General features: G+C 70.1%; 19 protein-coding genes, 1 tRNA gene and 1 pseudogene. 12 read left to right on the top strand and 9 right to left on the bottom strand.

What is annotated here, in order from left to right; all coding sequences use genetic code 11:
• Positions 1-213: 213 nt before the first annotated feature.
• On the top strand, positions 214-1,563 hold the full coding sequence (locus RR1_RS09435; protein ID WP_040774652.1) for an MFS transporter: 1,350 nt from the start codon (positions 214-216) through the stop codon (positions 1,561-1,563).
• Here the strand turns inward: RR1_RS09435 and RR1_RS09430 are convergent.
• Together RR1_RS09430 and RR1_RS09425 are read right to left on the bottom strand one after the other, a co-directional pair.
• Positions 1,560-2,411 carry an alpha/beta fold hydrolase gene (locus RR1_RS09430; RefSeq protein WP_040774635.1) on the bottom strand — a complete coding sequence of 284 codons (852 nt, stop codon included), beginning with the start codon at positions 2,409-2,411 and terminating at the stop codon, positions 1,560-1,562. The two genes, RR1_RS09435 and RR1_RS09430, sit on opposite strands and share 4 nt — an antisense overlap.
• 53 nt (positions 2,412-2,464) lie before the next feature.
• Positions 2,465-3,142 (bottom strand): TetR family transcriptional regulator, encoded by a 678-nt coding sequence (locus RR1_RS09425; RefSeq protein WP_081634221.1) that lies wholly within the window; start codon positions 3,140-3,142, stop codon positions 2,465-2,467.
• A gap of 233 nt (positions 3,143-3,375) precedes the next feature.
• Here RR1_RS09425 and RR1_RS09420 point away from each other — a divergent pair, with 233 nt between their 5' ends.
• From RR1_RS09420 to RR1_RS09410, 3 genes are all read left to right on the top strand, one after another.
• On the top strand, positions 3,376-4,416 hold the full coding sequence (locus RR1_RS09420; protein WP_010839515.1) for a ferredoxin reductase: 1,041 nt from the start codon (positions 3,376-3,378) through the stop codon (positions 4,414-4,416).
• Between the two features lie 57 nt (positions 4,417-4,473).
• Positions 4,474-5,691 (top strand): fatty acid desaturase family protein, encoded by a 1,218-nt coding sequence (locus RR1_RS09415; RefSeq protein WP_010838334.1) that lies wholly within the window; start codon positions 4,474-4,476, stop codon positions 5,689-5,691.
• Positions 5,692-5,763: 72 nt separating this feature from the next.
• Positions 5,764-6,018: a hypothetical protein gene (locus RR1_RS09410; RefSeq protein ID WP_010838333.1), complete on the top strand. Its 255-nt coding sequence runs from the start codon at positions 5,764-5,766 to the stop codon at positions 6,016-6,018.
• A gap of 62 nt (positions 6,019-6,080) precedes the next feature.
• Here RR1_RS09410 and RR1_RS09405 read toward each other — a convergent pair whose 3' ends face one another.
• Entirely contained in the window at positions 6,081-6,518 is a 438-nt protein-coding gene (locus tag RR1_RS09405; protein WP_010838332.1) for a hypothetical protein, read from the bottom strand.
• A gap of 347 nt (positions 6,519-6,865) precedes the next feature.
• Here RR1_RS09405 and RR1_RS09395 point away from each other — a divergent pair.
• Positions 6,866-6,941 (top strand) — tRNA-Arg (locus RR1_RS09395).
• A 109-nt stretch (positions 6,942-7,050) separates the two neighbouring features.
• Here the strand turns inward: RR1_RS09395 and RR1_RS09390 are convergent.
• The 3 genes from RR1_RS09390 to RR1_RS09380 all read right to left on the bottom strand — a co-directional run bounded on the left by RR1_RS09390 (position 7,051) and on the right by RR1_RS09380 (position 11,419).
• Positions 7,051-8,655, bottom strand: coding sequence for an ABC-F family ATP-binding cassette domain-containing protein (locus RR1_RS09390; RefSeq protein ID WP_040773263.1), 1,605 nt, complete (start codon positions 8,653-8,655; stop codon positions 7,051-7,053).
• 377 nt (positions 8,656-9,032) lie between these two features.
• On the bottom strand, positions 9,033-9,434 hold the full coding sequence (locus RR1_RS21910) for a hypothetical protein (RefSeq protein WP_010838327.1): 402 nt from the start codon (positions 9,432-9,434) through the stop codon (positions 9,033-9,035).
• Positions 9,435-9,751: 317 nt separating this feature from the next.
• Positions 9,752-11,419, bottom strand: a complete 1,668-nt coding sequence (locus tag RR1_RS09380) for a siderophore-interacting protein (RefSeq protein ID WP_010838326.1) — start codon at positions 11,417-11,419, stop codon at positions 9,752-9,754.
• A gap of 109 nt (positions 11,420-11,528) precedes the next feature.
• Between RR1_RS09380 and RR1_RS09375 the strand changes: the two genes are divergently transcribed.
• From RR1_RS09375 to RR1_RS09350, 6 genes are all read left to right on the top strand, one after another.
• Positions 11,529-13,565, top strand: a complete 2,037-nt coding sequence (locus RR1_RS09375) for a bifunctional copper resistance protein CopD/cytochrome c oxidase assembly protein (protein ID WP_010838324.1) — start codon at positions 11,529-11,531, stop codon at positions 13,563-13,565.
• A 135-nt stretch (positions 13,566-13,700) separates the two neighbouring features.
• Positions 13,701-15,377 (top strand): energy-dependent translational throttle protein EttA, encoded by a 1,677-nt coding sequence (gene ettA, locus RR1_RS09370; RefSeq protein WP_010838323.1) that lies wholly within the window; start codon positions 13,701-13,703, stop codon positions 15,375-15,377.
• A complete protein-coding gene (locus tag RR1_RS09365; RefSeq protein WP_010838322.1) occupies positions 15,370-15,828 on the top strand; it encodes an acyl-CoA thioesterase in 459 nt (152 codons plus the stop codon). Before ettA ends, RR1_RS09365 begins: the two co-directional genes overlap by 8 nt.
• 88 nt (positions 15,829-15,916) lie before the next feature.
• Positions 15,917-20,734 carry an NAD-glutamate dehydrogenase gene (locus tag RR1_RS09360; RefSeq protein WP_010838321.1) on the top strand — a complete coding sequence of 1,606 codons (4,818 nt, stop codon included), beginning with the start codon at positions 15,917-15,919 and terminating at the stop codon, positions 20,732-20,734.
• A 62-nt stretch (positions 20,735-20,796) separates the two neighbouring features.
• Entirely contained in the window at positions 20,797-21,231 is a 435-nt protein-coding gene (locus RR1_RS09355; RefSeq protein ID WP_040773308.1) for an acyl-CoA thioesterase, read from the top strand.
• The gene (locus RR1_RS09350; protein WP_010838319.1) at positions 21,224-21,859 is read left to right on the top strand and encodes a DUF8010 domain-containing protein; all 636 of its coding nucleotides are present in this window, start codon (positions 21,224-21,226) and stop codon (positions 21,857-21,859) included. The genes RR1_RS09355 and RR1_RS09350 overlap by 8 nt, the downstream gene beginning before the upstream one ends.
• Here RR1_RS09350 and RR1_RS09345 read toward each other — a convergent pair.
• The 3 genes and pseudogenes from RR1_RS09345 to RR1_RS09335 all read right to left on the bottom strand — a co-directional run bounded on the left by RR1_RS09345 (position 21,814) and on the right by RR1_RS09335 (position 24,875).
• Positions 21,814-22,749, bottom strand: coding sequence for a DMT family transporter (locus RR1_RS09345; protein WP_010838318.1), 936 nt, complete (start codon positions 22,747-22,749; stop codon positions 21,814-21,816). The two genes, RR1_RS09350 and RR1_RS09345, sit on opposite strands and share 46 nt — an antisense overlap.
• Before the next feature lie 7 nt (positions 22,750-22,756).
• Positions 22,757-24,369 (bottom strand): annotated as a pseudogene (locus RR1_RS09340) (glycoside hydrolase family 13 protein).
• A 110-nt stretch (positions 24,370-24,479) separates the two neighbouring features.
• Positions 24,480-24,875 (bottom strand): globin, encoded by a 396-nt coding sequence (locus tag RR1_RS09335; protein ID WP_040773257.1) that lies wholly within the window; start codon positions 24,873-24,875, stop codon positions 24,480-24,482.
• A 182-nt stretch (positions 24,876-25,057) separates the two neighbouring features.
• Here RR1_RS09335 and RR1_RS09330 point away from each other — a divergent pair, with 182 nt between their 5' ends.
• On the top strand, positions 25,058-25,747 hold the full coding sequence (locus RR1_RS09330; RefSeq protein ID WP_081634157.1) for an HNH endonuclease: 690 nt from the start codon (positions 25,058-25,060) through the stop codon (positions 25,745-25,747).
• Positions 25,748-25,840 lie beyond the last annotated feature (93 nt).

The following is a 25,840-nucleotide window of genomic DNA, read 5'->3' as shown; positions in this document are numbered from 1 at the left end:
AGCATATGAAACAGAGTGCATATGACACAAGTTGCATATAGTCCGTTCTCCACCCCGGTTCGCGTTCTCCACCCCGGTTCGCGTTCTGCACCCCTTTCCGCGTTCTGCACCCCTATCGGCCGGCCGATAGGGGTGCAGAACGCAATTCGGGGTGCAGAACCGCGGGGGCCGTGTCGCACAGCCGTGGGCACCGTGGCGACCTACGCTGCTGGCATGACATCGGAGGTACGCGCGACGGCAGGGATCGGGCGAGCGCACACACGCCGCCAGGTCGCGGCGTGGGGGATGTGGGACTGGGGATCGGCCGCGTTCAACGCCGTCATCGTCACCTTCGTGTTCTCGGTGTATCTCACCGACGCCGTCGGCGACGACCTGCCCGGATCGATCTCGGCGAGCACCTGGCTCGGCTGGGCGCTCGCCGCAGCGGGCGTGTGCGTCGCGCTGCTCGCGCCCGTCTCGGGGCAGCGTTTCGACGCACGCGGCCACCGCAAACGGGCCCTCGCGCTGCTCACCTTCGCGACCGTCGCATGCATCGCGGCGATGTACTTCGTGCGCGACGACCACTCGTACCTGTGGCTCGGCCTCGTACTCCTCGCGGCCGGGTCGGTGCTGTTCGAGATCGCCGAGGTCCCCTACAACGCGATGCTGCGGCAGGTGTCGACGCCCGCGACGATCGGCCGCGTCTCCGGGTTCGGATGGGCGATGGGCTATTTCGGTGGCATCGTGCTCCTGCTCGTCGCCTATCTCGGCTTCATCGCCGGCGACGGCGACACCCGCGGGCTGCTGTCGATTCCCACCGAGGACGGCGCCAACATCCGGCTCGTCGTGCTCCTCGCCGCCGTGTGGTTCGCCGTCTTCGCGATCCCCGTACTGCTCACCGTGCCCGAACTCCCCGCGCCGAAGGTCGATCCCGGTGCCGATCGCGTCGGCTTTCTCGGCTCCTACCGCGTGCTGTGGCGCGACGTCCGAGAGCTGTGGTCCGAGGACCGGCGCGTCGTGCACTTCCTCGTCGCGAGTGCGATCTTCCGCGACGGACTCGCGGGCGTCTTCACGTTCGGGGCCGTCCTCGCGGTGACGGTCTACGGCATCGACGCCGGCGACGTCCTGCTGTTCGGCGTCGCCGCGAACGTCCTCGCCGCGGCAGGTGCGCTCGCGGCCGGGCGCATCGACGACCGCGTCGGACCGAAAGCGGTCCTCGTGGTGTCACTCTCGTCGATGCTCGTCGTGGGAGCCGCGCTGATCGTCGTCTCGGGGCCGCTGATGTTCTGGATCTTCGGGCTCGCGCTGTGCCTGTTCGTCGGCCCGGCGCAGTCGTCGTCGCGTACCTTCCTCGCGCGCATGACGCCGCCCGGCCGTGAGGGGCAGCTCTTCGGTCTCTACGCGACGACGGGTCGTGCCGTCTCCTTCCTCGCCCCGGCCCTGTTCGGCCTGTTCGCCTGGGCGTTCTCGGCCGACCGCGCGGGAATCGCGGGCATCCTCGTCGTACTCGGCGGCGGGTTGATCGCGCTGCTCGGCGTCCCCGCGCCCCGCACCGACACCGCGGAGAAGGTCGTCGACGTCTAACCGGGAGTCCCCTGAACGACCGGCGTCACGATCGCGTCGACCATCGCTGCCGGCTGTTCCTCGGGAACCCAGTGCGAGCCGGTGAGCTCGACGAAACGATAGGGCGCCGCGACGAAGTCGTGGCACCGCTCCACTCCGGCTCGCCCGATCGCGGCGTCGTCGGACGCCCACACGAACGTCGTCGGCGTGCGCACCGGCGGGACGGCCTCGAGGCCGGCGTCCATCGCGCGGTACCAGTTCAATGCGGCGGTCAGCGCGCCCGGCTCGGTGAGAGTGGCCAGGTAGTCGTCGATGTTCTCGGCGGGCATCCCCGTTCCGTACATCGCCCGCAGGCGGCGCGCGTCGTCGGCGAGGAGAACCTCCTCGGCCTTGCCGGGCATCCGCAGCAGCGAGATGTAGGACGAGCGGGAGCGCTGATCGGGATCCTCCCGCACCGCCCACCTGAAGGCCGCGGGGTGCGGAACCGACACTGCCGTCAGTCGATCCACCCGATCGGGACGGCGGGCCGCCGCCGCCCATGCGGCGATGGCGCCCCAGTCGTGGCCGACGAGATGCACCGAGGAGAGGCCGAAGGCGTCCAGCAGCCCGACGACGTCCTCGGCCAGTTGGTCGACGTGATAGTTCGCCACGGCGCCGGGCCGTGCGCCGGGGGAGTAGCCCCGCTGATCGGGAACGATCGTGCGCATCCCACGGTCCGCGAGCTCCGACGCGGCCGCACGCCACGAGCGCCGCGTCGTCGGGAATCCGTGCAGGAGAACGACGGGCGGCCCGTCCTCGGGGCCGTCGGTGTCGACACGAAAGGTCAGTTCGCCGACGGGGACGTCCACCGTCCCGGGAGAGCTGCGCATACCTCGACGCTACGACGAGAGGGGCGCGGCCCGAAAGGTCTTGCGAGCGGGAATCAGCTCCGCTGCGGATCCCACGCGCCCATGCCGAGCACGACGAGCCGCAGCTGCTTCTCGGCGCGCTCGACGATCTGCGCTTCGTGTCCGCCGGGGCGGTCGCTGTCGAGCAGTTCGACTGCCGTTGCCGCACCGGTGGCGACGATGAGGTCGGCGGCGGCCTCGAGGTCGGCGCGGCTCCAGTCGGCGAGGGCCGGAACGCGTGCGAGGTCGACGACGAGTTCGCTGACGAAGACCCGCATCTCGCTGTCGATCGCGCGACGGATCTCGGGGACCCCGCCGTTGCGTTCGCGGGTGAGGAAGCGGAACTGCGCCGGGTGGGCGCGAACCTGATCGGCGAGCAGGTGTAGGGAACCGGACGTCCGCATCGTGCCCGAGGCACCCTTCGCTGCGGGCGCCCGGCGGGTGTCGCGGAGCATCTGCCGCAACACTCGCATGCTCTCCTCGACGAGGACGACGCCGAGCTCTTCGAGCGACCCGAAGTGACGGTAGAACGCGGTGGGCACGATGTCGGCGGCGCGCGCCACCTCGCGCAGACTCACACTCGAGAAGTTGCGATCGCCCACGAGGTCGAGTGCGCCGTCGAGCAACGCCTGCCGCGTGCGCTCCTTGCGTGCGGCTCTGCTCTCGCCGGCGGTTCGGGGCTCGCTCACGCGGCTGATTGTATTCGTGTCCATCTCCGCCTCGGCACCACATTCTGTGTCGGCAGTCACATTGCGATTGACAATCCGCCCTTCGCATCTGCAACACTGATTCCAGTGTACAGACGTACACCCAAATATCGGTACACCCCCGCGTGTGCTCCGGCGCACGAACCCGTCCCAGCCCGCTCTCACACCGAGGAGAACTCGTGACGGTCACCTCTCGTCCACCGCGGCGCCGATCCCGCCTGACCTCGCTTCTCGCGACGATGGCGACGCCGCACCACGTCGACCGCTATCTCGAACTCGTCGATCCCCTGCTGCGGATCGACGACATGCGCGCGGAGGTCGTCCGGGCGGAGCGCCGCGCGCCCGACACCGTGACCCTCACGCTGCGGCCGACACGGCACTGGGCGGGCTTTCTTCCAGGGCAGTTCGTGCAGGTGGGAGTCGTGATCGACGGCGTCCGGCACACGCGCTGCTTCTCGCCGGCGAACTCCGCGGCGCGTGGCGACGTCGTCGAACTCACCGTCAAGGCGCATCCCGACGGCTTCGTCTCCCGTCACCTCGTCGATCATGCGAAGCCGGGCGACGTCCTCGACCTCGAGCAGGCGGACGGCGCCTTCCATCTACCCGCCGAGCGGCCCGAGCGCATCCTGCTCGTGAGCGGCGGCAGCGGCATCACGCCGGTCATGGCGATGCTGCGCACGCTGGTGGACGAGGGATACGACGGAACCGTTACATTCGTTCACTATTCGCGGAGCATGGCCGACGTCGCCTACCGCGACGAACTCGACCGCATCGCGCGCGAGGTGCCCGGCGTGGACGTCGTCTACGGCTTCCCCGACTCGGCGGACGCCGGTCGGCTCGACGGCCTGTTCGGGATGCACCACCTCGACGCCGTCGCCCCGTGGTACCGCGAGGCACCGACGTACCTCTGCGGTCCGCCCGCGCTCATGAACGCCGTGCGGGAGGGCTACCGCGACGCCGGCATCGACGAGCTGCTGCACACCGAGGAGTTCACGCCGCCCGCGATCGTTCCGGACGACGACGCCGGCGGCGAGATCCACTTCTCCCGCAGCGACGTTCGCGCCGAGTCGACCGGAGCGGCGACGCTGCTCGAACAGGCCGAGGCGGCCGGGCTCACCCCGGAGTACGGCTGCCGCATGGGCATCTGCTTCACGTGTACCTCCGTCAAGAAGACCGGCTGCACCAAGAACGTCCGCACCGGCGAGACCGACACCGAGTCCGACAAGGAGATCCAGCTGTGCGTGTCCGTTCCCGTCGGGGACGTCACGCTCGACATCTGAGATCGCCCCGCACCGCGGCGCCGAGCGCACCGCCCGCCGCTTCGAGAAGGAGACATCATGTTCGGAATCCCATCGCCCTCACTGCCGTCCCTGTCCTTCCTGCCGTTCGTCGGCGGCTCGCGCGAGCCGGAGCGGCCCTCCCGGGAGCCGGTGGTCCTCTCCCATGCCCAGGTCGAGGAGATCGGCGCCGAACTCGACGCCCTGCGTGATCGTGTCGTCGCGCAGCTCGGCGCCGAGGATCGCGAGTACATCTACAAGGTCGTCAAGGCGCAGCGCGGCTTCGAGGTCGCGGGTCGCGCACTGCTCTTCGTCGGATTCCTGCCGCCGGCGTGGGTCGCGGGCGTCGCGGCACTCAGCGTCTCGAAGATCCTCGACAACATGGAGATCGGGCACAACGTCATGCACGGCCAGTACGACTGGATGCGTGAGCCGGGCCTGAACTCGCGAGTGTTCGAGTGGGACACGGTGTGCCCTGCCGACCAGTGGAAGCACTCGCACAACTACATGCATCACACGTACACGAACATCGTCGGCCGCGATCGCGACATCGGATACGGCATCCTGCGGATGGACGAGGCGCAGAAGTGGAATCCCTACTATCTGGGCAACCCGATCTGGGCCTTCAGCCTGATGATGCTCTTCGAGTGGGGCGTCATGCTGCACGATCTCGAAGCCGAGAACGTCGTGCAGGGCAAGCGCACGTGGAGTGACGTCAAGCCGCTCGTGAAGGGCTGGTGGCGCAAGGCCGGCCGGCAGGTCCTCAAGGACTACGTCGTGTTCCCGGTCCTCAGCGGGCCGCTCGCGATCCCGACGCTCGTCGGCAACGCGACCGCGAACGTCGTGCGCAACGTCTGGGCCTACTCCATCATCTTCTGCGGTCACTTCCCCACGGGCGTGCAGACGTTCACCGAGGACGAGACCGCCGAGGAGACCCGCGGGGAGTGGTACGTGCGGCAGATGCTCGGCAGCGCCAACATCAGCGGCGGGCAGTTGTTCCACATCATGTCGGGCAACCTCTCGCATCAGATCGAACACCACCTGTTCCCCGACATTCCGGCGCGGCGCTACCCGCAGATGGCGCCGGAGGTGCGCGCACTGTGCGAGAAGCACGGCCTCCCGTACAACACGGGTGGGCTGACGCGGCAGGTCGGCTCGGTGTGGCTCAAGATCTTCCGGTTCGCGCTGCCGAACGGCTTCTTCGGCCGCGGCGATGCGGGAGCGGACGTCGTCATCGAGCGGAAGAAGCAGGCGACTGCGTCGCTCGTGAGCGTCTGACCGTGGCCGGGACCGGAAAGTCACGCACGAGCGGTGTTATCGTTCGGCGCAACCAGCGCGAAAGGGACCGGCATGGTGGGTAAGTTCGAGCGTCGCAAGGACACGGTGCAGGAACTCGCCGAGTCCGCCGCGACGCACGTCGGCCAGATCGCCGTCATCATCGCCGGCGCGGTGCGCGACGTCACCCGCGAGGTCGGTGACTGGATCACCGACGGTATCGAGATGAGCGAGGCCGCGAAGAAGGCACGCGACGACGAGTCGCGTCCCGGCAGCGACCCGGACGAGTCGGAGCCGGACACGGATCTCGGTGGCAGCGACCGCACCTGACGAGTGTCGGCTGCGGCCGGACGTGCCGGCCGCAGCCTGTCCGGTGCGACGCGCTTCGGCGTTCAGGTGAGGGCGAACCACCACGTGACGGTCTGCGCCGTGAACTCGAGGGCCGTGGCGTCGGCGGGGATGTCGAGGACGACGACACCCTCGTAGTGCATTCCGGGCATGAGGACGTCGGGCAGGGCGCGTCCGGATTCCGCGTGGCACGCGAGCGTCACCGGTGACGACAGCCCTCGCACCGTCAGCCCGCCGGCGTCGATCGCCGAGAAGTGCTGCGACCAGAAGAATCCTTCGTAGTATCGCGCGTCGAGCGTATCGGACGTGCGCGCTCGCACGGGGAGTGCGACGAGGCGGCCGTTCGTCACGGGAAGCGTTCCGCCGCAGGCCGGATCGACGGTGTCGACGGGACGATCGAAGACGAAGAAGACGTCGCAGCCCTCGGGTGCGTGATTCCTGCAGTGCTGCCCGAAGCCGTTCTCGTCGCCGAACTGCTTCATCAGTGGGTCGTCACCGGAGAACGTGCGCGGCGTGGGGGGAGGGTGACGGCGACGAGACCGAGGCCACCGCCTCGACCGCATCGGTCGCCGCGACGGGTGGCTCGGGTGACGAGCACCCGGCGAGCAGCGCGACGAACACCGCCGCCGCCGGCAGTGCGCGGCACGGGCGCCGCCGGATCGTTCCCCTGCGCCGACTCCCGGCACCGTCCGCGGTCCGAGCAGCAGCGTTCCCCGTGTTCGACACGATGTATGACTATTTCATACATTCCACTCGTTCGAGATGGGAATCGGCGACCGAACCCACTCGATCGCCCAGCGCACGCGCGCGACGGTAGGATGCAAGCCGCGCCTCCGTAGCTCAGGGGATAGAGCAAGAGCCTTCTAATCTCTCGGTCGCAGGTTCGAATCCTGCCGGGGGCACCACAAGCTCAGGTCCGTGCGGGGCCACGAGCCCGAACCGGTAGTGGGCGCCCGCCGGGCGACCCGCCACCGACCGGCTCGAGGACGACGCCCGGATCACGGCGCCGCTGTCTCAGCCGAGCTCTCGGCGTCGGTGGATCCTTCCGTTCCCGTCCAGCTCGACGATCGTGTCGACACCGATTCGTTCCAGGAACGCCCCGTCGTGGCTGACCACGAGCAGGCCCCCTCGATACGAGTCGAGGGCTTCGGCGAGCTGTTCGACGCTGGCGATGTCGAGGTTGTTGGTCGGCTCGTCCAGGACGAGCAGCTCGGCCGGAGGCTCGGCGAGGAGCAGCCGGGCGAGCGAGACCCGGAATCGCTCGCCACCGGACAGGGTGCGCACCGGCCGATCGACGCTGTCACCGCGCAGCAGCAGCCGGGCGAGCTGGTTGCGGATGGTGCCGGGCAGCGTCTCCGGTGCGACCGCCTGCACGTTCTCCATCGCGCTCGCGTCGTCGTCGAGTCCGTCGAGACGCTGCGGCAGGAAGCCGACGACATCGACGAGCAGCCGGCCGCGGGGCCGTCCGGGGATCGGTTCGGTCCGCTGGACGAGCTGTGCGATCAGCGTCGACTTACCGGAGCCGTTCGCACCGACGAGCGCGACGCGCTCCGGCCCCTGGACGACGATCGTGCGGTCTTCGTCCTCGAGTTCCATCAGGCGCCGTCCGCGAGGCACGTCGGGATCGGGGAGGACGAGGTGGATGTGCTCCTCCTCGCGGACTCGGGCGTCGGCCGCGTCGGCCGCGGCCTGCGCGGCCCGGACCTTGTCGTCGAGCGTCGACCGCAGCGTTCCGGCCGACGCTTGTGCCTTGCTCGCGCGGTTGCCGGCGAGGATCTTCGGGATTCCGCCGTCCTTCTGGGTCTTCTTCCCGGTGCGTTCGCGGCGCGCGAGTGTCGTCTCCGCCTCGACGCGCTGTCGCTTCTCGACCTTCAGCGCCTGCTGAGCAGAGCGGGCGGCTGCCGTGGCGGCGGCCTGCTCCTGCTCCCGGTGCTCCTTCCATACCCGATACGGGCCGCCGAAGGTGGTCAGCCCGCCGTCGTACACTTCGGCGGTGGCGTCCATGTGCTCCAGTAGTTCGAGGTCGTGACTCACGACGACGAGGGTGCCCGGCCACTGGTCGACGAACTCCGCCAGCGTCGCGCGCGTCGCGCGGTCGAGGTTGTTCGTGGGCTCGTCGAGCAGCGTGATCGGGGTACGCCGGATCCGCAGGCCGGTGATCGCGACGAGCATCGCCTCGCCGCCGGATATCTCGGTGACCCGGCGGTCGAGGTCCGCGGCGGAGAATCCGATCCGATGCAGGGCCTCGTCGGCGCGGGACTCGATGTCCCAGTCGTCGCCGACCGCGTCGAAGTGACGCTGATCGACCGCGCCGGACTCGATCGCCTTCAGTGCGTCGAGGGTCGGCCGGATACCGAGCAGGTCCGCGACCGTGGTGTCGTGCCGCAACGTGAGTGTCTGCGGCAGGTAGCCGACCTCGCCGAGGGTGTCGATGTGGCCGGACGTCGGGTGCAGCTCGCCCGCGACGAGGCGGAGCAGGGTGGATTTTCCCGCGCCGTTCCGGCCGATCAGCCCGGTTCGGCCGATGCCGAAGGTGCCGTCGATCCCGGCGAGCGCGATGGTGCCGTCGGGCCACTCGAAGGACAGATTTCGCAGTGTCACAGCGGATTTGGTAGCCATTGCCGTACTTCTCTCAGCAGTTCTGTGTCGGCGGGGGCGGGCGACGCGCGAGTCGCACCGGGAGAGCGCCGCGGACGTCGGCTTCGCGGCGTGGAGTTCGTCGCTCGAACGTCGGGAAGCCACGGCGAAGCGGGCTCGGGAGGTGGAGTCGCGCGCACTCGTGCACCCCGGACCGGGGGTCGGTGCGGTGCGAAACTGCCGGTGAGGGTCGCGCGGATGCCTCGAACCAGGGAGTGTGGGCCGACGCGTGCAGCGAGGGGGCGATCGACACCGAGGGTGCGGCGCCCACGACGGACGGCACCCGCAACGGTGAAAGCCACCGGCAGTTCGGTGGCTAGATTCTGTCGACCTCGATCAACTCCACGGCAGCAACCGTATCAGCCCTGGTCCGGCGGAACGACGCCGTGGCCGTCGCCCGGTTGCTCACGGTCTCGGCCCCCGCCGAGAATCCAGTCCAGCGCAACTCCATCGGGAGATGACTCGTCTCGTTGAACACCACGACGGTCGGGGGTACGTCGTCCCGGTACTCGACGGAGCGCAGCATTCGCACTTTCGAGGCCGAGCCAGCGCGCCTGTGGTGCGTCGAGCGCATCCCGTACGAGCCAGGCGATGGGGTAGGCGTGCGTGATCAGCACCTCGTGGAGGTCGTCGTCGCCGACCGGAGGACGTGCGAATCGGTCGACGAGACTCCGTGCGATCGCGTTCCCCTCCGCCGCCTGCGCGGCGTAACCGTCGAAGAACGGCAGCCACGACGGTGGCGTCTCCTCGACCGCCGGCACGTAGGGGGTGTATCGAGCGTTCCTGCCGCTCGACGCGCGACTGCTCCGCGCCTGTACCGACTGGCAACTCGTCCCCACGGAAGGCGACCGGCTCGCGGCCGACGATCACACCGGCCAGGGTCGTGATGCCGAGATCCTGGGAACTCGCCTCGATCGGGCATGCACTACGTCCGCTGATCGCCCGGCTGACGGCGGTCCTGGTGCGGTTCGGCGGTTACGACACACGATTCGACGCCGCACTCGACCGCGCCCGCGGCGGGCGCGTCGAGTACGTCGACGCGACGAGCGTCGAACCATTGCCCCGCCGGCGCGGGCGATCACGCCCTGTCGAGCACGAGGGCACCGACGCCCCACCCGAGCGAACGCGTGCTCCGCGTGCGCCATCCCGCCTCGCCCGCGATCTCGGTGAGCCGCTCGGCGGTGCGGTACGCCGCACCCGTCGTCGCGACGCGCAGCAGCATCTCCTCGGCGCGGTGCGCGCCGAGCGCGTCCGGTGTCGTGGACTCCACGAGCACGAGGGCGGGTGCGTCGCATGCGGCCAGGTGCGAGCGCAGTTCGTCGTCGGTGCGGTGCTCCCCGGCGAGGGCGGAGACCACGAGATCCGCGCCGTCGTCGACGAAGTGCACGGGGCGGGCGTCGGCGAGACCCCGGCGAACCGGCTCCGCGCCGGGTCCGGTGACCGCGACGCGCAGCCCGTCGCGCCACACCGGCAGCGCGGCGATGCCGCCCGTGAGGAAGGTGAGGCGAGCCGCCTCTTCTTCGAATTCGCCGGCGAGATCGGGATCTTCGGCCGCCGTCTCGGCGAGGGTGCGGCCGTAGCTCTCCTGCCACGCGGACCGGCCGGACCGGAGCGCGTCCGGCAGCCGCGTGAGCGTGAGAACACCGTCGGCGAACGGCCCGTCGAAGTATTCGCGGGCGTGCTCGTCGCCCAGCAGATCGTCCCCGAGGCTGCCGAGACCGAGCGTGCCTGCCGTCTCGGTGAGGACCCCGCGCGTCACCAGCACGTCCACGAGTGGCGCGAGCACGGACTCGGGCAGTGTCAGCCGGTCGCCGATCGCCGCGGTCGTGGTGGCGCCGTCGCCGATCGCGTCAAGAACCCCGAGCCGGACGGCCGCCCGGACCGCCAGCCATGCGACGGGCGCTTCGATCGGCGGGGTCGCGGGGGCCGCCGAGTCGTCGGTGTCCGTCGTCACGTGCCAGTAGCCGGTGATGTTCGTGTGGTCCTTCGGGACGCCGTGCGTGCGCCCCACGAGCCGGCGCAGCGGCAGCAGCGACCGCGATTCCCCGGCCGCCCACACGTACGGGGTGCCCTGCCACACCTCGTCCGGCAGGGTCGCGACGGCGTCGGCGAGCGCGGCACCGTCGCCCGGCGCCGCGTTCACCCACACCACGGAGTCGTGCGGACCGACGGCGAGATCCTGCCGCGCGCGGTCGTCGGCGACGGTGAGAACGGCCGTGACGGGGACGTCGGCCGGGCGCTCGTCGAAGAACCGCCCGACTGCCGGGAGTCCCGTCTCGTCGGCCACCAGGATCATCCGGTCGACGTCGGACGGCAGCACCGTCGACGACTTGGGTCCGACGATCCACAGATCGTCGCCCGGTGCGGCGCCGCGCGCCCACTGTTCGGCGGGCCCGCCCCCGCGCGCCGAGTGCAGCACGAAATCGACGTCGAGTTCGTCCTCGGCGACGCGGCGCGGCGTGTAGTCGCGTGCGCGCCGCGACGGGGCGTCGGTCCATTCGATTCCGTGCTCGAGCTGGATCGGGACGACGTCCTCGGCCGGTCCGTCCGCGTTGAACACGATCTTGACGTGATCGTCGAACTGCGTGCTCGCGAAGGCCTGGAGGTCGAGGCCGTCGCGACGGAACGCGCCCAGCTCGTCGCCTCCGACGGTGACCCGCCGCATGCGCGGAGTGACGTCGCGGACACGGAGCACCGTCAGCCGGCGCAGGACGAGGGGGTGGACGACGAGGTGGTGCTGGCTCACGGGCGTGCCTTCGGTCGGGTCGGAATGTCGGCTCGCGACGACGGTAGCCGGACGACGGTCTCCGACGGTGCGTCGTAGGCGGTGTGCGACACGCTCTACCCTGGTAGCCATGGCAACACGCGATCTCGGGCAGTACGAGTCTGCCGCGGAGGAGACCCAGCCGCCGACGGGGTCGTCGCGCGGGATCGTCGTCGTCGCGGGACTCACCGCCGCGCTCGTCGCCGCGCTCGTCGTCGGGCTGTCGGCGTCCGAGGCCCTCGTGCTGCTCGGCATCCCCGACCCGGGCCCGCTCACGACGTACGGGCTGCCCGCGGTGCGCGCCGCTGCCGAGATCGCGGCCGTCGTCATGATCGGCTCACTGCTGCTGGCGGCGTTCTTCGTGCCGCCGCAGCGCAGCGGAGTCCTCGACGTCGACGGCTATCGCGCGACACGGACCGCGTCGTACGCCGCGATCGTGTGGGCGGCGCTCTCCGCGGTCCTCGTTCCGCTGACTCTCTCGGACACGTCGGGCCAGCCGTTCCGCGTGGCGGTGCAGCCCGCGAATCTGTTCTCCGCGATGGGCGATGTCGAGGTCGCGAGCGCGTGGCGGTGGACCGCGATCATCGCGATCGTCGTCGCCGTCCTCGCGCGCATAGCGTTGCGCTGGTGGTGGACGCCGCTCGTGCTCGTGCTCGCGATCTGCTCGCTCATGCCGATCGCGCTCACCGGGCACTCGTCGGCGGGCGGATCGCACGACATGGCGACCAACAGCCTCGTCCTTCACCTCGTCGCGGCGTCGCTGTGGGTGGGCGGTCTCGTCGCGCTGTTCGCGCACGCCCGCAGGCGAGGTGCCCACCTCGACGTCGCCGCCCGCCGCTTCTCGACGGTCGCGCTGTGGTCCTTCGTCGTCATCGGCGCCAGCGGTGTGATCAATGCACTCGTGCGCGTCGAACTCGGCGATCTCCTCGCGACGACGTACGGCCGGCTCGTCGTCGCGAAGGCCGTCGCCCTCGTCGTCCTCGGCCTGTTCGGCTACAGCCAGCGGCGCAAGCTCGTGCCCCGCATCGAAGCCGACCCCGGCGACCGCGGCGCATTCGCACGGTTCGCGGGCATCGAGGTCCTCGTCATGGCCGCGACGGTGGGCCTCGCCGTCGGTCTCGGCCGCACGCCGCCCCCGCCGCCGAGCTCGATCCCGACGCTGCAGGAGGTCGAGCTCGGGTATCAGCTGCCCGGTCCGCCCTCGCTCGCGAACTTCGTGACGCACTGGCGCTTCGACCTGATCTTCGGGACGGCCGCCGTCGTCATGGCCGCCGTCTACATCCACTCCGTGATCAAGCTGCGGCGGCGCGGCGACACGTGGGGGACGGGCCGGACGGTGACGTGGCTGCTCGGCTGCCTCGTCCTGCTGCTCGCGACGTCGTCCGGCGTCGGCATGTACTCGCCGGCCGTCTTCAGCGTCCACATGGGCGCGCACATGGCGTTGTCGATGCTCGCGCCGGTGCTGCTCGTGCTCGGCGCCCCGGTGACGCTCGCACTGCGCACCCTGCACCCCGCCGGCAAGGACGGCGTGCCGGGGCTGCGCGAATGGATCCTCGCCGCCCTCCACAGCTCGTACTCGCGCTTCCTGACGCATCCGATCACGGCGGCGGTGCTGTTCGTCGGCGGGTTCTACGTCCTGTACCTCGGCGGTGTCTTCAGCGCGACGATCGACAACCACGCCGCACACGTGCTGATGAACTTCCATTTCCTCGCGAGCGGCTACCTCTTCTACTGGGTCGCGATCGGCGTCGACCCCGCGCCGCGCCAGCTGCAGCCCGTCACGAAGCTCGCGATGGTGTTCGGTTCGCTGCCGTTCCACGCGTTCTTCGGTGTCGCCCTGATGAGCACGACGTCGGTGATGGGCGAGTGGTTCTACCGGTCGCTCGACCTCGGATGGAACGACGATCTGCTCGCCGATCAGAAGCTCGGCGGGTCCATCGCGTGGGCGACGGGCGAGATCCCGCTCGTCATCGTCATGCTCGCGCTGCTCGTGCAGTGGTCGCGCAGCGACCAGCGGACGGCGCGCCGCACCGACCGCGCCGCCGAGCGCGATCACGACGCCGATCTCGCCGCGCACAACGCGATGTTCGCCGAGCTCGCGCGCCGCGACCGTGAGGGCGACTGGTGAGGGCGGTCGGCGCGTACGAGGCGACCCCGTAGCTCCGATACCATCGGATGCGAGAACTCGGAACGCACTGCGGGGGCTTCGCGGGAGAGTCCGCCCTGTCCTCCACATTTCCCCAGCTAGGAGAGTTGGCCAACGGTGGAATTCATCTACACCATGAAGAAGGTGCGCAAGGCGCACGGTGACAAGCTCATCCTCGACGACGTCACGATGAGCTTCTACCCGGGCGCCAAGATCGGCGTCGTCGGCCCGAACGGCGCCGGCAAGTCCAGCATTCTCAAGATCATGGCGGGGATCGATCAGCCGGGCAACGGCGAGGCGTTTCTCGCCCCGGGCGCTTCGGTCGGCATCCTCGAGCAGGAGCCGTGTCTCGACGAGACCAAGACCGTCCGCGAGAACGTCGAGGACGGCCTCGGCGACGTCATGGTCCAGCTCAAGCGGTACAACGAGATCGCCGAGCAGATGGCGACCGACTACTCCGACGAGCTCATGGAGGAGATGGGCGAGCTGCAGGAGAAGCTCGACCACGCCGACGCGTGGGAGGTCGACTCGCAGCTCGAGCAGGCGATGGACGCGCTGCGCTGCCCCCCGCCGGACGAGATGGTCACCCACCTGTCGGGCGGCGAGAAGCGCCGCGTCGCGTTGTGCAAGCTGCTGCTGAGCAAGCCCGATCTGCTGCTGCTCGACGAGCCCACCAACCACCTGGACGCCGAGAGCGTGCAGTGGCTCGAGGGGCACCTCGAGAGCTACCCGGGCGCCGTCCTCGCCGTGACGCACGACCGGTACTTCCTCGATCACGTCGCGCAGTGGATCTGCGAGGTCGACCGCGGCCGGCTGCACGGCTACGAGGGCAACTACTCGACCTACCTCGAACAGAAGGCGGCGCGCCTCGAGGTCCAGGGCAAGAAGGATCAGAAGCTGCAGAAGCGGCTCAAGGACGAGCTCGCGTGGGTCCGCTCGGGCGCGAAGGCGCGGCAGGCCAAGAACAAAGCTCGCCTCGACCGCTACGACGAGATGGCCGCCGAGGCCGAGCGCACCCGCAAGCTCGACTTCGAGGAGATCCAGATCCCGGCACCGCCGCGACTGGGCGACGTCGTCGTCGAGGTCTCGCACCTCGACAAGGGCTTCGACGGCCGGCTGCTCATCAAGGACCTCTCGTTCACGTTGCCCCGCAACGGCATCGTCGGCGTGATCGGCCCGAACGGCGTCGGCAAGACGACGCTGTTCAAGACGATCGTCGGACTCGAGGAGCCCGACGCCGGCGAGGTCAAGGTCGGCCAGACGGTACAGCTCAGCTACGTCGACCAGAACCGTTCGGGCATCGACGCGGACAAGACGGTGTGGGAGGTCGTCTCCGACGGGCTCGATTTCATCCAGGTCGGCCAGACCGAGATGCCGTCGCGCGCCTACATCAGTTCGTTCGGCTTCAAGGGCAGCGATCAGCAGAAGCCCGCGGGCGTGCTCTCGGGTGGCGAGCGCAACCGGCTCAACCTCGCGATGACGCTCAAGCAGGGCGGCAACCTCATCCTGCTCGACGAGCCGACCAACGACCTCGACGTCGAGACCCTCGGTTCGCTCGAGAACGCGCTCGAACAGTTCCCGGGCTGCGCCGTCGTGATCTCCCACGACCGGTGGTTCCTCGATCGGACGTGTACGCACATCCTCGCGTGGGAGGGCGATCACGGCGACAACGAGGCGTCCTGGTACTGGTTCGAGGGCAACTTCGAAGGATACGAGGCGAACAAGATCGAGCGCCTCGGTCCCGAGGCGGCGCGTCCCCATCGCGTCACGCACCGGAAGCTGACCCGTGACTGACGGCGCGAGCACGGGCGAGACGTTCGTCGCGGAGGTCCATGTGCGCTGGGGCGATTCCGATCGCTTGGGGCACGTCAACAACACGCTGTTCCTGGAGTACATGCAGGAAGCGCGAGTGCTGTTCATGAAGTCGCTCTCGCAGGGCACGCGGCCCGACCCGCGCGAGGCGATGGTCGTGCGGCGAATGGAACTCGAGTTCCTGCGTCCCATCAAGGACGAGTCGAGTCCGCTCGCCGTCGAACTGTCGGTGCTGAGCCTGTCGACGTCGTCGTTCCGGTTGCGGCACGTGATCCGCGACAGCCTCGGTGCCGTGTGCGGCATCGGTGACGCCGTGCTCGTCGGCTTCGACGCGATCGGCGAGACCAAGCGCGCGCTCACCGACACGGAACGCGACGTCCTGACACGGCATCTCGTCGTCGAGGCCGATAGCGAGACCGTAGCGGTGTCCTAGCCCACGCGGCGACCGCCCGTCGATCGCCCCCCCGACGCCGTCGCCGCGGCTACCCTCCAAGAGGGATGGCCGCGGCGACGTGCGAAGGATGCGATCAGTGACGATGTCGGGAACCGGGAACTCGATCGATCGGCTCGCGGCGCAGGCCGCCCCGGAGTACTTCCGGACGGTCGATCGTGGCGACAGCACCGATCCCATCGCGGGCTCGGCGGAGGCCGTCGTGCGGGCGCACGTCGAACTCGCACTGAACCGGCCCACCGGCCGCATCCTCACCCGCGTGCACCGCAGCGACGGCATCGCGCCGTCGCTGCAGATCGTCGTCGACGACATGCCGCTCCTCGTCGAATCGCTGCTCGCTCTGCTCGGCAGGCTCGGCATCGTCGTCGGCGAACTCGTCCATCCCGTGATGCAGGTCCGCCGGGCGCAGAACGGCACCCTCGTCGAGATCGGCGCGGCCGCGCAGGCGTCGCCGAGCGAGCGCGTCGTCGCCGAGTCGTGGATCCACGTCCATCTCGATCCCCACACCGCCCGCGACGTGCTGGACGTGCTCGCCGTCGAGATCGTGGGCGTGCTCGAGGACGTCGCCGCCGTCGTCCACGACGGTGACGCGATGCGCCGCATCCAGCTCGATCTCGCGGACGACGTCGCCGACGCGGCGTTGCCGGCGACGGTCGGCGAGCAGGAGCGCTCGGACTGCACCGACCTGCTGCGGTGGATGGCGGACGGCAACTTCACCCTGCTCGGGTACCACCGGCTCGCCCGCGCGGACGAGCTCGGCGCGGACGGCCACCGGCCGATGGTGCCGGTCCGCGACAGCGGGCTCGGGCTGCTGCGCTCGCGCGTAGACGACGGCGCACTGGCCGCGCGCGACGCCGTCCGCGACGGCGACTCCCGGTTGCTGGTCCTGACCGAAGGTTCCGCTCCCGCAACGGTTCACCGCGCGGCGTATCCCTTCTTCGCGGGGGTCGCGGTGTTCGGTACGGACGGCGCGGTGATCGGCGAGCACAGGTTCCTCGGCGTCTTCACGGTGTCGGCGTTGCATCGCAACGTGCTCGACATCCCCGTCGTCGGCCGCCGTGCGCGCGCCGTCATCGAGGGTGCGGGTTTCCCACTCGAATCGTATTCCGGGCAGGCGATGCTCGAGATCATCGAGGACTTGCCGAAGACCGAACTGTTCGCCAGCAGCCCCGAGGTCCTCGCCGAGACCGTTGAGGCCGTCCACAGCATCGGGCGGCGGCGCAGTGTGCGCCTGTTCGTGCGCGGCGATCGGTTCGAACGGTTCGTCTCGTGCCTGATCTACCTGCCCCGCGACCGCTACACGACGCGGGTACGGGTCGCGATGCAGGACGCGCTGGCCCGCGAGTTCCACGCCGGCACGGTCGAATACACCGCGCGCGTCACCGAGTCGGCCCTCGCGATGGTGCACGTGGTGCTCCGCGACGCCGCACCGGGACACGTTCTGCCGCATCGCATCACGGAGGCCGATCGCGAGCGGATCGAAGCGGGTCTCATCGAGATCAGCCGCGGCTGGGACGATCGCTTCGACGACGCCGCCATGCGAGCAGGCTTCTCGCCCACGATGATCCGGTGGGCGCTCGCCGCGCTGCCCGAGGCGTACAAGGAGGACTTCGAGGCGCTGCGGGCGGTCCGGGACGTCGCGCTGCTCGATGCCCTCGCCGTCGGCGACGTCGACGTCCGCCTCGCCCACACCCGCGCCGACCGCTGGCGCGTCACGGTCTACGTTCGGGGGAGCGCGCTCTCGCTCGGCCAGATCCTCCCGATCCTGCAGAGCCTGGGCTACGAGGTCCACGACGAGCGGCCCTACACCGTGAGCGGTCCCGGTCGTCCCGACGCGTGGATCTACGATTTCTCGCTCGTCGATCCGCGGGGAGTGGACGACGGCGCCGGCGCGGACACTCGCCGCGCCGAGCGGGTCCAGGACGCCTTCCTCGCGGCGTGGCGTGGTGACGCCGAAGCGGACCGGTTCAACGAACTCGTCCCCCGCGCGGGACTCACGTGGCGGCAGGCGGCGGTCCTGCGCACCTACGCGAAGTATCTGCGGCAGGAGGGTTTTCCCTACAGTCAGCACCACATCGAGACCGTCGCGCTCGCCCACCCCACCGTCGCGGCCGGGCTCGTCGCTCTCTTCGAGGCCTACTTCGATCCCGACACCGACGACGCGACACGCGAGCAGCGCAGCGCCGACATCGATGCGGAACTGAACGCCGGAATCGAACGCGTCGTGAGTCTCGACGAGGACCGCGTGCTGCGTGCCGTGCACTCGCTCGTCCACGCGACCGTCCGCACGAACGCCTTCGTCGTCGGCCGGAACGGCGCGCGTCCCGCGCTCGCGGTCAAGCTGCTGCCGCGGGAGATCGACGAACTTCCGCTGCCCCGGCCGCAATTCGAGATCTTCGTGTGTTCCCCCGACGTCGAGGGCGTGCACCTGCGCTTCGGCCGCGTCGCGCGCGGCGGGTTGCGCTGGTCCGACCGCCGGGAGGACTTCCGGACGGAGATCCTGGGACTCGCCAAGGCCCAGCAGGTCAAGAACGCCGTCATCGTACCGGTCGGCGCGAAGGGCGGCTTCGTCGTCAAACGTCCGCCCAAGCTCACCGGCGACGCGAACACCGACCGCACGGCGACCCACGAGGCCGGCGTCGCGGCGTACCGCGCGTTCGTCTCGGCGATGCTCGACGTGACCGACGACTACGACCGGAGCGAGGGAACCTCCATCCCACCGCAGCGGGTCGTGCGCCGCGACGGCGACGACGACTACCTCGTCGTCGCCGCCGACAAGGGCACCGCGACGTTCTCCGATCTCGCGAACTCGATCGCCGAGGACTACGGCTACTGGCTCGGTGACGCGTTCGCCTCGGGCGGTTCCACCGGGTACGACCACAAGGAACTCGGCATCACGGCGCGCGGTGCGTGGAAGAGCGTCGAGCGGCACTTCCGGGAGATGGGCCTCGACCCGGCGACCGACGACTTCACGGCCGTCGGCGTCGGCGACATGAGCGGCGACGTGTTCGGCAACGGCATGCTGTTGAGCGAGCACATCCGACTCGTGGCTGCGTTCGATCACCGGCACGTCTTCCTCGACCCCGATCCCGACGCCGCCGCGTCGTTCGCCGAGCGCAGCCGGATGTTCGCGCTGCCGCGATCGAGCTGGGCCGACTACGACGCCGCGCTGATCTCGCGCGGCGGCGGGGTGTGGGAGCGGTCGGTCAAGTCGATTCCGGTGTCGCCGCAGGCCCGTCGCTCGCTCGGTCTCGCCGACGACGTCACCGAACTCTCGCCGCCCGAGCTGGTCCGTGCGATCCTGCTCGCCCCGGTCGACCTGTTGTGGAACGGCGGCATCGGCACGTACGTCAAGGCGCGGTCCGAGGCGAACGGCGACGTCGGAGACAAGAGCAACGACCTCGTGCGCGTCGACGGCGCACAGGTGCGTGCCCGCGTGATCGGGGAGGGCGGCAACCTCGGCGTGACCCAGCTCGGCCGGATCGAGTACGCCCGTGCCGGCGGCCGGATCAACACCGACGCGATCGACAACTCGGCGGGTGTCGACAGCTCCGATCACGAGGTCAACATCAAGATCCTGCTCGACTCCGCGGTGACCGACGGCCTCGTCCCACCCGACGAGCGCAATCCGCTGCTCGCGTCGATGAGCGACGAGGTCGCCGATCTCGTCCTCGCCGACAACACGGCACAGAACTCGCTGCTCGGGCTGTCGCGGGCGACCGCACCCGCGATGATCGACGTCCACGAACGGCTCGTCGCGCAGCTCGAACGCGAACGCGGACTCGATCGTTCGCTCGAATCGCTGCCCACGCCCGAGGAATTCGCCGAGCTCGCCGAGCGTGGCGCGGGGCTGTCGTCGCCCGAACTCGCGACCCTGACCGCACACGTCAAACTCGCGCTCGAGGCGGACCTGCTCGCGACCGATCTGCCCGACAGCGACACCTTCGCCTCGCTCCTGCCCGGATACTTCCCGACGCCCCTGCGAGACCGACTGCAGCGCACCATCCTCCGGCATCCGCTGCGGCGGCAGATCGTCGCGACGATGCTCGTCGGCGAGACGATCGACATGGGCGGCATCACGTACTCGTTCCGGCTCGCCGAGGACACCGGCGCGGCGACGACCGACACCGTACGTGCCTTCGCCGCCGCGACGGCGATCTTCGGCCTGCGGGACGTGTGGTCGCGCATCCGCTCGCGCGGTCTGCCCGTCGCGGTCGAGGACGCGATGATCGACGAGACCCTGCGCCTGCTCGACCGCGCGACGCGGTGGCTGCTCGCCCGCAGGCCACAGCCGCTCGCGGTGGGCGCCGAGATCGCCCGTTACACCGAACCCGTCGCCGAACTCGTCGCAGCCTTCCCGACGCTGGAACGCGACGCCGGCCGCCGGTGGCGCGACCGCCGCGCAGCGTGGGCACTCGAACACGACGCGCCCCGCGATCTCGCCGACGAGGTGTATGGGCTGGTCGACCGCTTCGCCTTCCTCGACGTCGTGGACGTCGCCGACGTCACGGATCGCCCGCTCACCTCGGTCGCCGACGCGTGGCTCGGCCTCGAGGCCCACCTCGAGGTCCCGACGCTGTTCGACGCGATCGCCGCGCTCGACCGTGGCGGTCGCTGGCACTCGCTCGCGCGGCTCGCGCTGCGCGACGACGTGTACGGCTCGCTGCGGCAGCTCACGTACGAGGTGCTGTCGGCGGGCGAGCCGGGGGAGAGCACCGAGGACATGATCGCGGAGTGGGAGGCGACCAACGGGCAGCGTGTCGTCCGCGCCCGCACCGCGCTCGGCGAGATCTACGCGAGCGACACCCTGGATCTCGCGACCCTGTCCGTCGCCGCCCGCCAGGTCCGCAGTATGGTTCGCGGCGGGGCGGCGGGCGCCGGAGTGTGACGGCCCCGCCCGGCCCGGACCGCGTACGCGAGGGAAGGACACGCACGGTGACCACGGACGAGATTCTCGGCGGCACGGCGCCCGACGGCTTCCACGCCACGGTCGAGGTCCGATGGTCGGACATGGACGTCTTCCAGCACATCAATCACGCACGCATGGTGACGCTCCTCGAAGAGGCGCGGATTCCGTGGCTCTTCGGCGACGGCCGTCCCACCGTCACGCTGCGCGACGGCGCGGTGATCGCCGATCTCCAAGTGCGCTACCGGGGTCAGTTGCGGCACAGCGACTCTCCGCTCGACGTGCTCATGTGGGTGCAGCAGGTCAGGGCGGTGGACTTCACGATCGGGTACGAGGTGCGGCCGAAGAACGCGGCCGCGTCGACTCCACCGGCGATCGTCGCGTCCACTCAGATCGCGGCCTTCGACATCGGGACCCAGCGGTTGCGGCGCCTGACGCAGCCGGAGCGGGCGTACCTCGAGAGCTGGACGCGTGACTGACGGCCGCGAGCGCATCCTGATCGTGCCGGATCCGTCCGACCGGCGTGCGCTCACGGCCTTCCTCACGCGCGCCGTCCGGCTCGACGACGCCGCCGTCGTGCGACTGCACCGTCGCGACGACGGACACGTATCCGTCTGGGCTGCAACCGGATTCGATGCTCTCGCGACACGGACGGTGACGGGGGAGATCGAGCCCGCGGATCTGGTCGCCGGTGCCGACGCCGTCCTCGCCGGGCTCGCGGTGGGAACGGGCACCATCGATCCCGGCTTCCCGCTCGACTCCGCCTGGCGGGGTGCGCTGCCGCCGGCAACAGGTTACGAGCACGTCGACGACGTCCCGGCCGAGGTCGTCCGCGATCTCGCCCGCGACGGCGCGCGACTGGCCGAGCAGCAGGGCCGGCCGCCGGCGTCGCTGCTCGATCAGAACGTCCTCACCGTCGTGTCGGACACCACGACCGTCGGTGTCGACATGCGGTCGGTGTTCGCCCTCGAGGCGATGGGCTTCGTTCCCACCGAGGGCGACGTCGTCCGGGTGCGCGCGAGCAGGACGTGGCTGCGACTCGACGCGCGCTACGGCTCGGTCTACCGGCGCCGCACCGGCACGCTGGAACTGTCGGTCTCGGGCTGAGCGATGCGGGCGCGCCGCAGCGTCCCCGCCGCCAGCAGCAGGAGCGCGGACAGCACCACGGCCATCCCGACACCCGCACGCGCGGTGAGAGTTTCGCCGATCACGAACACCCCGAGCGCGGCGGCGACGACGGGCTCGGTCAGCGTGAGCGTCGCGACGGTCGCGGGCGGCAGATGCGACAGGCCGTACCCGAACAGCAGGTAGGCGAGGACCGTCGGCACGAGCGCGAGGTAGACGATCGTCGCGACGCCGACCGCCGACGCGAGCGTGCTCACCCCGGTCCAGAGGAGGACCGGGACGAGCAGGAGCGCGCCGACCCCGAACATCTGCGCCATCGCGGAATCCGAGCGTGAACCGCGCTCGATGAGCACGGCGCCCGCCACGGTGTAGATCGCGTAGCCGAGGCCTGCCGCGAGCGCCGCGACGACGCCGAGCAGTGCCGCCGAACCGGACGACGAGCCGCCCGAGACGATCAGCGCCATCCCGGACACCGCCACCGCCGTCGCGATCAGCCACAGCCGATCGGGCCTGTGCCGGTGGACGATCCACTGCAGCACGCCCGTGAACGCGGGGCCCGAGCCGAGCGCGATCATCGTCCCCGCCGCGATGCCCGCGGAGTGCACGCCCGTTAAGAAGCCGATCTGATAGACGGCGACACCGACACCGCCCACGAGCGTCGCCGGAACGTCGCCGCGCAGCGCAGCGACACCGCGACGGGCCGCGACGAGCGCGCACAACAGCAGCCCGGCGAGGACGACGCGGGCCGCGCCGACCGCGACCGGATCCAGCGGGGCGTCCAGCGCGCGGGACGCGAGCGCCTGCGCCGACCCCGTGGTGCCGAAGAGCACCGCGGCGATCACGACCGCCGAGACGGCGGCAGCCGCGTTCACCGGAGGGTCACGACGCGATGAGCCAGGCCGCGCAGTCGGGCGGAAGCATCCCGTCGGCGAGCGGAGCACTCGCGAGCAGCAGGGTTCCCGGCGGCAACGTCACGGCCTCGGACGAGGTGTTGAGGACGCAGATCAGGCCGCCCCCGCGGCGGCGGAACGCGAACGCGCCGTCGGGGCTGCCGTACCAGTCGATCGCGTCGCCGCGGAACTCCGGCCGCTGCGCACGCAGTTCGAGTGCCGTGCGATAGAACGAGAGCATCGACGACATGTCCTCGAGCTGCGTCTCGACGGTCGACGACGACCACTCGGCGGGGATCGGGAGCCACGTCGTCGTTCCCTCGGGGGAGAAGCCGAACGGTGGCTCGTCCCCTTCCCACGGAATCGGGACACGCACCGCGTCGCGGCCGCGCTCGGTGTGCCCCGAACGTTCCCACACGGGGTCCTGCAGCGCCTCGTCGGGCAGGGCAGCGCTGGGGAGCCCGAGCTCGGAGCCGTTGTAGAGGAAGACCGCGCCGGGCAGCGCGAGTTCGACGAGCAGCATCGCGCGGGCGCGGGCGAGGCCGGCCTCGCCGCCCGAGTAGCGGGTCACCTCGCGGTCGACGTCGTGATTCGACAGCGTCCACGTCGGTGTCGCCCCGACGCGGGTCACGGCGTCGAGCGAGTGCTCGATCGCGCCGCGCACCTCGTCGGCGTCGAACGCCGACTCCGCGAGCCGGAAGTTGAAGCCGAGATGCAGCTCGTCGGGCCGCAGGTACCGCGAGAAACGCTCGTTGTCGCGGACCCAGATCTCGCCGATCGCCATCGTGTCGGGATAGCCGTCGAGGACCGCGCGGATCGCGCGATGGATCTCGTGGACGCGATCGTCGTCGAAACGCGGATCGTCGTCGCTGTTGCTGAGCAGTCCCTGATCGCCGAGATCGTGATCGGGCAGTCCCTCGGGCTTGGCCATGCCGTGGGCTCGATCCGGAAACCGTCGACGCCCCGATCGAGCCAGAACCGCAGCGTCTCCTCGAGGTCCTCGCGAACCTCCGGATTCTCCCAGTTCAGGTCGGGCTGCTCGGGCGCGAACAGGTGCAGATACCACTGGCCGGGGGTGCCGTCGGGCTCGGTGATCCGGGTCCACGCGGGCCCACCGAACACGCTCGGCCAGTTGTTGGGCGGTTCGGCGCCGTCGTCGCCCTTGCCGTCGCGGAAGATGTAGCGCGAGCGCTCGGGGCTGTCGGGCCCGGCCTCGAGGGCGTCACGGAACCACCGGTGTTCGCTGCTCGTGTGATTCGGGACGAGGTCCATCGTCACCTTGATCCCGCGGCGGTGCGCGGCCTCGACGAGCGCGTCCATCGCGGCGAGATCCCCGAACAGCGGATCGATGTCGCGCGGATCGGAGACGTCGTACCCGTGGTCCGCCATGGGCGAGCGCATCACCGGGCTGAGCCACAACGCGTCCACGCCCAGCAGTTCCAGGTAGCCGAGCTTGTCGCGGACTCCGTCGAGGTCGCCGACGCCGTCGCCGTTCGAGTCGGCGAACGACCGGGGATAGATCTGATAGAAGACCGCGTTCGTCCACCATGCCGTGGCACGCGAAGCGGAGTCGCTGGCCGCCGTGTCCGGTACGCCTGGCATCGGCTCGCTTGCGTCCGCGCGTGTTTCGCTCACGGTCCACATCGTGCCAAACCGAGTGCTGCCCGACGAATCGACGGGCCGGTGACTGCGTGTGCGGATCGCGGCTCGCGTCAGATGGGGGAGTTCACCATCGAGTTCGCGGCCATCTCCATGTAGTCGACAAGCGCGCGTCGATGGTCCGCGTCGAGCGTGTCGTCGTCGATCGACGCGATCGCGGTGTGCATCGCCCGCAGCCACGCGTCCCGCTCGATCGGGCCGATCCGGAACGGCTGATGACGCATCCGCAGCCGCGGGTGGCCGCGTTCGTCGGAGTACGTGTGCGGGCCGCCCCAGTACTGCTCGAGGAACATCCGCATCCGGCGTTCCGCCGGGCCGAGGTCCTCCTCGGGATACAGCGGACGCAGGATCTCGTCCCGCGCGACCTCTTCGTAGAACCGCGCCACGAGAGCGCGGAACGTCGGTGCGCCGCCCACGGCGTCGTAGAAACTCTGCTGTACGTCACTCATCGCACCCCCATTCTGCCGTTCCGGGCCGGTGCGCGCACCCGTCGGCGCCCGCGCGTCGCCGCGACACGCCCGGCACCCGCACGTTGCCGAGTGTTCACCGGACTCGGGTGCAACTCGTCGCGCAATGGGCGTGCGCACCACACCGAATCGTGATGCACTGTTGGCGATCACTCGGAGGTCGTATGAAGAACCGACACGCCGGACGTACTCATCGACAACCCGTGCCCGCTGGCGCCTCCGTCACCGCGGGCGCAGGGCCCCCTCCGATCCACGTCGTGCCGAGCGACGGCGTCGCTCGCGTGGCCGCCGTGCCGACGCCGAACCCGTTGCTCTCTCCGGCAGCAGCGCCTCCCTCGTGGCTCTCCCGGCGCGTCCTGCTCCTCAATGCCACCTACGAGCCGCTCACCGCACTTCCCGCGCGGCGCGCCGTCGTCCTCATGACCGGCGGCAAGGCCGACACCGTCCACGAAGATCCCGACGGTCCGTACGTGCGTTCCGCCGACGTCGCACTCACGCTGCCCTCGGTGATCCGGCTCCGCACCTTCGTCCGGGTGCCCTATCGCGCCCGGGTTCCGCTCACGCGCGCCGCGCTCATGCACCGCGACCGCTTCCGGTGCGCGTACTGCGGCGCGAAGGCCGAGACCATCGACCACGTCGTTCCGCGCAGCCGCGGCGGGACGCATTCGTGGGAGAACTGCGTCGCGTGCTGCACCCGCTGCAACCATCGCAAAGCGGACAAAATGCTGGCCGAGCTGGGATGGACTCTCGAACACCCGCTCGGCCCGCCGTCCGGCCGCCACTGGCGTCTGCTCGCCTCGATCAAGGAACCGCATCCCTCCTGGATGCAGTACCTCGGCGAAGGCGCGGCGTGACCGGACGCCGGCCGGCCGAGTCGTGATCGAACCGTCACTCCCGATGTGGGGACCTCCCGCCTCCGGTCCCGAGGTGCTGGGATAGGTTTGCCG

Origin of the sequence: Rhodococcus rhodnii NBRC 100604 (assembly GCF_001894925.1) — a bacterium.
GTDB lineage: Bacteria > Actinomycetota > Actinomycetes > Mycobacteriales > Mycobacteriaceae > Rhodococcus_F > Rhodococcus_F rhodnii.
The sequence above is the reverse complement of the archived record's forward strand: the minus strand, read 5'-3'. Positions and strand labels throughout refer to the sequence as shown.